The 7,045-nt window shown below is 61.4% G+C and carries 7 protein-coding genes; 5 read left to right on the top strand and 2 right to left on the bottom strand.

Annotation, left to right across the window (positions count from 1 at the left end; translation table 11 throughout):
* Window positions 1-360 precede the first annotated feature (360 nt).
* The 5 genes from cysM (at window position 361) to BFP93_RS15365 (ending at window position 6,454) form a co-directional block, all read left to right on the top strand.
* Window positions 361-1,263: a cysteine synthase CysM gene (gene cysM, locus BFP93_RS15385; protein ID WP_065893748.1), complete on the top strand. Its 903-nt coding sequence runs from the start codon at window positions 361-363 to the stop codon at window positions 1,261-1,263.
* A complete protein-coding gene (gene rlmD, locus BFP93_RS15380) occupies window positions 1,263-2,615 on the top strand; it encodes a 23S rRNA (uracil(1939)-C(5))-methyltransferase RlmD (protein WP_065893747.1) in 1,353 nt (450 codons plus the stop codon). The genes cysM and rlmD overlap by 1 nt, the downstream gene beginning before the upstream one ends.
* A gap of 120 nt (window positions 2,616-2,735) precedes the next feature.
* Entirely contained in the window at window positions 2,736-4,982 is a 2,247-nt protein-coding gene (gene relA, locus BFP93_RS15375) for a GTP diphosphokinase (protein ID WP_065893746.1), read from the top strand.
* Between the two features lie 67 nt (window positions 4,983-5,049).
* Window positions 5,050-5,883 (top strand): nucleoside triphosphate pyrophosphohydrolase, encoded by an 834-nt coding sequence (gene mazG, locus BFP93_RS15370; protein ID WP_065893745.1) that lies wholly within the window; start codon window positions 5,050-5,052, stop codon window positions 5,881-5,883.
* A gap of 25 nt (window positions 5,884-5,908) precedes the next feature.
* Complete coding sequence (locus BFP93_RS15365) at window positions 5,909-6,454, top strand: DUF2058 domain-containing protein (protein WP_057011833.1); 546 nt, start codon at window positions 5,909-5,911, stop codon at window positions 6,452-6,454.
* A 93-nt stretch (window positions 6,455-6,547) separates the two neighbouring features.
* Here BFP93_RS15365 and BFP93_RS15360 read toward each other — a convergent pair whose 3' ends face one another.
* Together BFP93_RS15360 and BFP93_RS29015 are read right to left on the bottom strand one after the other, a co-directional pair.
* The gene (locus BFP93_RS15360; RefSeq protein ID WP_065893744.1) at window positions 6,548-6,736 is read right to left on the bottom strand and encodes a hypothetical protein; all 189 of its coding nucleotides are present in this window, start codon (window positions 6,734-6,736) and stop codon (window positions 6,548-6,550) included.
* 100 nt (window positions 6,737-6,836) lie between these two features.
* A partial coding sequence (locus BFP93_RS29015; protein ID WP_218061234.1) for a hypothetical protein occupies window positions 6,837-7,045 on the bottom strand: 209 nt, incomplete at its 5' end.

Here is a 7,045-nt window from a genome sequence, read left to right as displayed (position 1 = left end):
GAGGTGCCGAGTGGTGGGGCAAGAGCGTTTTGCTTACTTTTGCGCTTTTCAAAAGTGAGCCGCCGTAAGGGCGGAACCCATAGCAGCCGTGACCGCAGAAACGGATATGTACTCGATCTGATCCAACATCCTGGTCGGCCCAGAGGGCGCCATCGGGGGCAAGCCCCTCCCACAGTGGGTAGCGTTCCAACATGAGAATGCGGTCGAATGTGGGAGGGGACTTGCCCCCGATAGCGCCCTCACAGGCACCACTCTTCTTCCTTATTCCTATAAGCCATAAGCACCGCACTTTGCGTGATATGGCCCGCCGACCTTTCCCGGTATGATGTCCGCCCCCGCAGTCTGGATTGCGAATACGCCATGACCTTGCAGTACCCAACAATCGCCGATTGCGTCGGCAACACACCCCTGGTCCGCTTGCAACGCATGGCGGGTGACACCAGCAATACCCTGTTGCTCAAGCTTGAAGGCAACAACCCGGCCGGTTCCGTCAAGGATCGTCCGGCGCTGTCGATGATCACCCGCGCCGAACTGCGCGGGCAGATCAAGCCGGGGGACACGCTGATCGAAGCCACCTCGGGTAATACCGGGATCGCCCTGGCCATGGCCGCCGCGATCAAGGGTTACAAGATGGTGCTGATCATGCCCGACAACGGCAGCGCCGAGCGCAAGGCGGCGATGACCGCGTATGGCGCCCAGTTGATCCTGGTTACCCAGGAAGAGGGCATGGAAGGCGCGCGCGACCTCGCCGAACGCCTGGCCGCCGAAGGCCGTGGCCTGGTGCTGGACCAGTTTGCCAATGGGGATAACCCCGAAGCGCACTACACCAGCACCGGCCCGGAAATCTGGCGCCAGACCCAGGGCACCATCACCCATTTCGTCAGCTCCATGGGCACCACCGGCACCATCATGGGCAATTCGCGCTACCTCAAGGAGCAGAACCCGGCGATTCAGATTGTCGGCCTGCAACCGATGGAAGGCGCGGCCATCCCCGGTATCCGCCGCTGGCCCGAAGAGTATTTGCCCAGGATCTACAACGCCACGCGCGTGGACCGCATCATCGACATGGCCCAGCGTGAAGCCGAAGACACCACCCGACGCCTGGCCCGTGAAGAGGGCATCTTCTGCGGTGTGTCGTCCGGTGGTGCGGTGGCCGGTATGTTGCGCCTGTCCAAAGAAGTGGAAAACGCGGTGATCGTCGCGATCATCTGTGACCGAGGCGACCGCTACCTGTCGACCGGCATCTTCGACGAACCCAACTGATGGCCAAGCACGAGAGAGGCCTGCGCTTTCAACCGACGGGCGGCAGCCGGGCCCCTCAGATTCCCGTGGGCAAGAAACAACGCCTGACCATCGAACGCCTGGCCAACGACGGGCGCGGCATTGTGTTCTTCGAAGGGCGCACCTGGTTCGTAAACGGTGCGCTCGCCGGCGAAGAGGTCAAAGCGCGGGTGCTGGGCGCCCACGGCAAGGTGGTCGAGGCGCGCACCGAACGTGTGTTCACGGCCAGCGAACTGCGCCGTCCGGCGCCGTGCCCACATTTTGGCCGCTGTGGCGGCTGCAGCGTGCAACACCTGCCCCATGCCGAACAACTTGCGCTGAAACAGCGCATGCTCGCCGAGCAATTGTCCCGTGTGGCCGGTGTCGAACCGCAAGCGTGGGCTGCGCCTTTGAGCGGGCCGGAGTTCGGCTACCGACGCCGCGCCCGTGTGGCCGTGCGCTGGGATGCCAAGGCGAAGCAGCTTGAAGTAGGCTTCCGCGCCGTGGCCAGCCAGGACATCATCGCCATCGATGATTGCCCGGTACTGGTACAGGCCTTGCAACCGATCATGCAGCGTCTGCCGAACATGCTGCGCCGTTTGAGCAAGCCTCAGGCGTTGGGGCACGTGGAATTGTTCAGTGGTACGGCCATTGCCGTGTTGCTGCGGCATATGGCACCGCTGTCCGAGGCGGACATGCAGGTGTTGAAAGAGTTTTGCACCTTCCATGATGCCCAGTTGTGGCTGCAGGGCGAGGGCCAGCCGGAGCCGGTCGAGCCGGGTAACGCGCTCGGTTTCCGCCTGGAGGCGTGGGACCTGGAGCTGGCGTACCGGCCGGGTGATTTTGTGCAGGTCAATGCCGGGGTCAACGAGGCGATGGTCGCCCAGGCCCTGGAATGGCTGGCGCCGCAACCCGATGAACGGGTGCTGGACCTGTTTTGCGGGCTGGGCAATTTTGCCCTGCCACTGGCCAGGCAGGTACGCGAAGTCGTTGCCGTGGAAGGCGTGCAGACCATGGTGGAGCGTGCGGCACAGAATGCCCTAAGCAACAATTTGCATAATGCACGGTTTTTTCAGGCCGATTTGTCCCAGCCCCTGACTGACGCGGAATGGGCCAAACAGGGCTTTTCTGCGGTACTCTTGGACCCACCGCGCGACGGTGCCCAGGAAGTTGTGCGCAGACTTGCCACCCTGGGGGCCAGGCGCCTGGTGTATGTGTCCTGCAATCCGGCGACGCTGGCGCGGGACACGGTTGAGTTGGTCAAGCAAGGCTACCGGCTAAAGCGTGCCGGGATCCTCGACATGTTTCCGCAGACAGCGCATGTCGAGGCCATGGCGTTATTTGAAGCGGGCTAGGATGCCCGTTTAATCCGACTGGCCTGCAGTCTCCAGGGCCGTGAACTGCCAGGGAATCTGCAGCAAGGTCGGCGATGATTTTTGGCGCATCCAAGGTGCGTCGTAGGGAAGGTAAGCAAGATGGTACAGGTGAGAGCACACCAGCCGATCAACACCGACGGCAGTATCAATCTCGAGGCATGGCTGGATCATGCCGTCAGTGTCGACCCGGCACTGGACCGTGAAGCCTTGAAAGCAGCCTGCGAGTTCGCTCGTGAGTCTGAACAGCAGGACAATGCGGCCAAGAACCTGTGGGCGGAGGGCACTTCAAGCTTTCGTACCGGGTTGGAAATCGCCGAGATCCTCGCCGATCTCAAGCTGGACCAGGATTCGCTGATTGCCGCCGTGCTCTATCGCGGCGTGCGCGAAGGGCATATTCCGTTGCCGACCGTCAGCCAGCGTTTCGGCGCAGTGGTGGCCAAGCTGATCGACGGCGTGCTGCGCATGGCGGCCATCAGTGCCAGCCTCAGCCCGCGCCAGTCCATGGTGCTGGGGACCCAGGGCCAGGTGGAAAACCTGCGCAAGATGCTGGTGGCGATGGTCGACGACGTCCGCGTCGCGCTGATCAAATTGGCTGAACGTACCTGCGCGATCCGTGCGGTGAAAACCGCCGACGACGAAAAACGCAACCGCGTTGCCCGCGAAGTCTTCGACATCTACGCGCCGCTGGCGCACCGCCTGGGCATCGGTCATATCAAATGGGAGCTGGAGGACCTGTCCTTCCGCTACCTCGAACCCGATCAATACAAACAGATCGCCACGCTGCTGCATGAGCGGCGGCTCGACCGCGAGCGCTTTATCAGCGACGTGATGGGCCAGTTGCGTGCCGAGTTGCAGGCCACCGGCGTCGATGCCGACATCAGCGGGCGCGCCAAGCACATCTATTCGATCTGGCGCAAAATGCAGCGCAAGGGCCTGGCGTTCAGCCAGATCTACGACGTACGGGCCGTGCGTGTGCTGGTGCCGGAAATGCGCGATTGCTACACCGCGCTGGGGATCGTCCACACGCTGTGGCGCCACATTCCCAAAGAGTTCGACGACTACATCGCCAACCCCAAGGAAAACGGCTATCGCTCGCTGCACACGGCGGTGATCGGTCCTGAGGGCAAGGTGCTCGAAGTGCAGATCCGCACCCACGCCATGCACGAAGAGGCCGAGTTGGGCGTCTGCGCCCATTGGCGCTACAAGGGCACCGACGTCAAGGCCGGGTCGAACCAGTACGAAGAGAAGATCTCCTGGCTGCGTCAGGTACTGGAGTGGCACGAAGAACTCGGCGACATCGGCGGCCTGGCCGAACAGCTGCGCGTGGATATCGAACCGGACCGGGTCTACATCTTCACCCCCGACGGTCACGCTATCGACCTGCCCAAGGGCGCCACGCCGCTGGACTTCGCTTACCGCGTGCACACCGAAATCGGCCACAACTGCCGGGGCGCCAAGATCAACGGCCGCATCGTGCCGCTCAACTACAGCCTGCAAACCGGTGAGCAGGTCGAGATCATCACCAGCAAGCACGGCACGCCGAGCCGCGACTGGCTGAACCCGAACCTGGGGTATATCACCACCTCACGGGCACGGGCGAAGATCGTCCACTGGTTCAAGCTGCAGGCCCGCGATCAGAACGTCGCCGCCGGCAAGACCCTGCTCGAACGCGAACTGGCGCGCCTGGGCCTGCCCCAGGTGGACTTCGACAAGCTGGCCGAAAAGGCCAACATGAAGATCGCCGAAGACATGTTCGCCGCCCTCGGTGCCGGCGACCTGCGTCTGGCCCAGTTGGTCAACCTGGCCCAGCAACTGGTGGAGCCGGAGCGTGGCAACGAACAGCTGGAACTGATCCCGCGCAAGGCCACCGGCTACAAGCCCGGCAAGCGTGGCGATATCCAGATCCAGGGCGTGGGCAACCTGATGACGCAAATGGCCGGTTGCTGCCAGCCGTTGCCGGGCGACGCCATCGTCGGCTACATCACCCAGGGCCGCGGCGTGAGCATTCACCGCCAGGACTGCGCCTCGGTGCTGCAACTGGGCGGGCGCGAGCCGGAGCGGATCATCCAGGTCAGCTGGGGCCCGGTGCCGGTGCTCACCTACCCGGTGGACATCATCATCCGCGCCTACGATCGCTCCGGGTTGCTGCGTGACGTCTCGCAAGTGCTGCTCAATGAGCGGATCAACGTACTCGCGGTCAACACCCGCTCGAACAAGGAGGACAACACTGCCCTGATGTCCCTGACCATCGAGATCCCGGGGCTCGACGCGCTGGGGCGGTTGCTGGGGCGGATTTCCCAGCTGCCGAACATCATTGAGACGCGGCGCAATCGCACCCCTGGGTGAACGCAGTTAAATAATGTGGGAGGGGGCAAGCCCCCTCCCACACTGGATCTTCAGTGGAAAGAGATCGATGTATTCACTAGACGACCTGCTACACCTGATGAACCGCCTGCGCGACCCGCAATACGGGTGCCCGTGGGACATCAAGCAAACCTACGCCAGTATCGTGCCGCATACCCTTGAAGAAGCCTACGAGGTGGCCGATGCCATTGAGCGCGGCGACTTCGATCATTTGCAAGGCGAGCTGGGCGACCTGCTGTTCCAGGTGGTGTATTACAGCCAGCTGGCGCGTGAAGAAGGGCGCTTCGAATTTGCCGGGGTGATCGATGGCATCACCCGCAAGCTGATCCGGCGTCATCCCCATGTGTTTCCTACCGGCGATCTTTACGCACCGCTGGATATCCCGCAGTTGAGCGAAGAGCAGGTCAAGCAGCGCTGGGAGCAGATCAAGGCCGAGGAGCGCGCGGAAAAATCCGACGCGCCCGAGCAACTTTCCTTGCTTGATGATGTGCCCGCCGCCTTGCCATCGCTGTCCCGTGCCGCCAAATTGCAAAAGCGCGCGAGCCAAGTAGGTTTCGACTGGCCGTCGGCGTTGCCGGTGGTGGATAACGTCCGCGAAGAGCTGGATGAAGTGCTCGAAGCCATGGCCGATAACGACTCGGTGGCGATTGCCGATGAGGTGGGTGACCTGTTGTTCGCAGCGGTCAACCTGGCCCGTCACCTCAAGGTCGACCCTGAAACCGCGCTGCGCGGTGCCAATGCCAAGTTCGAGCGACGTTTCCGATTTATCGAACAGGCATTGCGCGACACGCACCAACCCATAGAAGATTGCACCCTCGAAACGTTGGACGCCCTGTGGGGCGAAGCCAAACGCCAGGAAAAGACTATATCCAGCTGCGGTTGAGCAGTTGCCCAAGTGAGTAAGCACCATGAGCCTTTCCCTTCGCGACCAGTTGCTCAAAGCAGGTCTGGTCAATCAAAAGCAGGCCAAGCAGGTCGGCAAAGAGAAGCAGAAACAGCAGCGCCTGGTCCACAAGGGCCAGGCTGAGGTCGATGACACTCAGGCGCGCCTGGCCGCCGAGGCGCACGCCGAGAAGGTCAAGCGCGACCAGGAGCTGAACCGCCAGCAGCAGGAAAAAGCCGAGGCCAAGGCCCGTACGGCCCAGGTCAAGCAATTGATCGAAACCTCGCGGCTGCCAAAGTTGACCACCGAGGACTACTACAACTTCGTGGATGACAAGAAGGTCAAGCGCCTGTCGGTCAACACGCTGATGCGCAATAAACTGAGCAATGGCTCCCTGGCCATCGTGCACCACGGCGGCGGCTACGAAGTGATCCCGCGCGAAGCCGCGCTGAAGATCCAGGAGCGCGCGCCGGAGCGTATCGTGCAGCTCAACCTCCTGACCGAAAGCCAGGTGCCGGATGAGGACGATCCGTACGCCGCCTACCAGATCCCGGATGATCTGATGTGGTAAGGCTGTAGAAACGACAAACCCCGCCAACAGGCGGGGTTTTCGTTTGCAGGCGGCCCGGCTGCGTGGGCCGGACGTCTACGCGATTTCGGAATTTCAGGAGCCTTGTGCCTGGCGTTTCATCTCAAGCGATTCAAGTTCGTTTTTATAATTATGAGCATCGCTCTCGTTGTGAAACATGCCGACCAGCAAATCTTGTTGATGTACATCCCAGATGTGAATCCCGTGGCCTAGTGCTTCGTGGGACATATGTTCATCGTCGCGTTCAGTTACTTTTACAGTCATCTGCTTGCTCCAATCTCTGGTTGATCTGCGGCAAGTCGTCGCAGGCCTTTGTTATATGATTTGTTAGCTTGCTAAGTAAACCGGTTTTGCGTGCAACAATTCATTGCAGGAAACGCAACAGTGCTGCAGGCCATGTAAACCGTGGCATTTGGTCGCAGGGGGTTGGGTTAGATGACAAAAGTTTCATGTTTGGGGGCAGGCTACTGACGCCATCGGGGGCATAGGTATCTACACAACTCAGCAGCGCCCAACCGTAACCACGATGCGAAGCGAGCCGCTCTTGATCTTGATCTGCTTTTGATCTCAGGC

It is taken from the genome of Pseudomonas sp. 44 R 15, assembly GCF_900004965.1.
Taxonomy (GTDB): Bacteria; Pseudomonadota; Gammaproteobacteria; order Pseudomonadales; family Pseudomonadaceae; genus Aquipseudomonas; species Aquipseudomonas orientalis_A.
The sequence above is the reverse complement of the archived record's forward strand: the minus strand, read 5'-3'. Positions and strand labels throughout refer to the sequence as shown.

Coding starts and splice junctions, on each gene's coding strand:
- cysM (WP_065893748.1), top strand. CDS start 361: ATGACCTTGCAGTACCCAACAATCGCCGATTGCGTCGGCAACACACCC.
- rlmD (WP_065893747.1), top strand. CDS start 1,263: ATGGCCAAGCACGAGAGAGGCCTGCGCTTTCAACCGACGGGCGGCAGC.
- relA (WP_065893746.1), top strand. CDS start 2,736: ATGGTACAGGTGAGAGCACACCAGCCGATCAACACCGACGGCAGTATC.
- mazG (WP_065893745.1), top strand. CDS start 5,050: ATGTATTCACTAGACGACCTGCTACACCTGATGAACCGCCTGCGCGAC.
- BFP93_RS15365 (WP_057011833.1), top strand. CDS start 5,909: ATGAGCCTTTCCCTTCGCGACCAGTTGCTCAAAGCAGGTCTGGTCAAT.
- BFP93_RS15360 (WP_065893744.1), bottom strand. CDS start 6,736: ATGACTGTAAAAGTAACTGAACGCGACGATGAACATATGTCCCACGAA.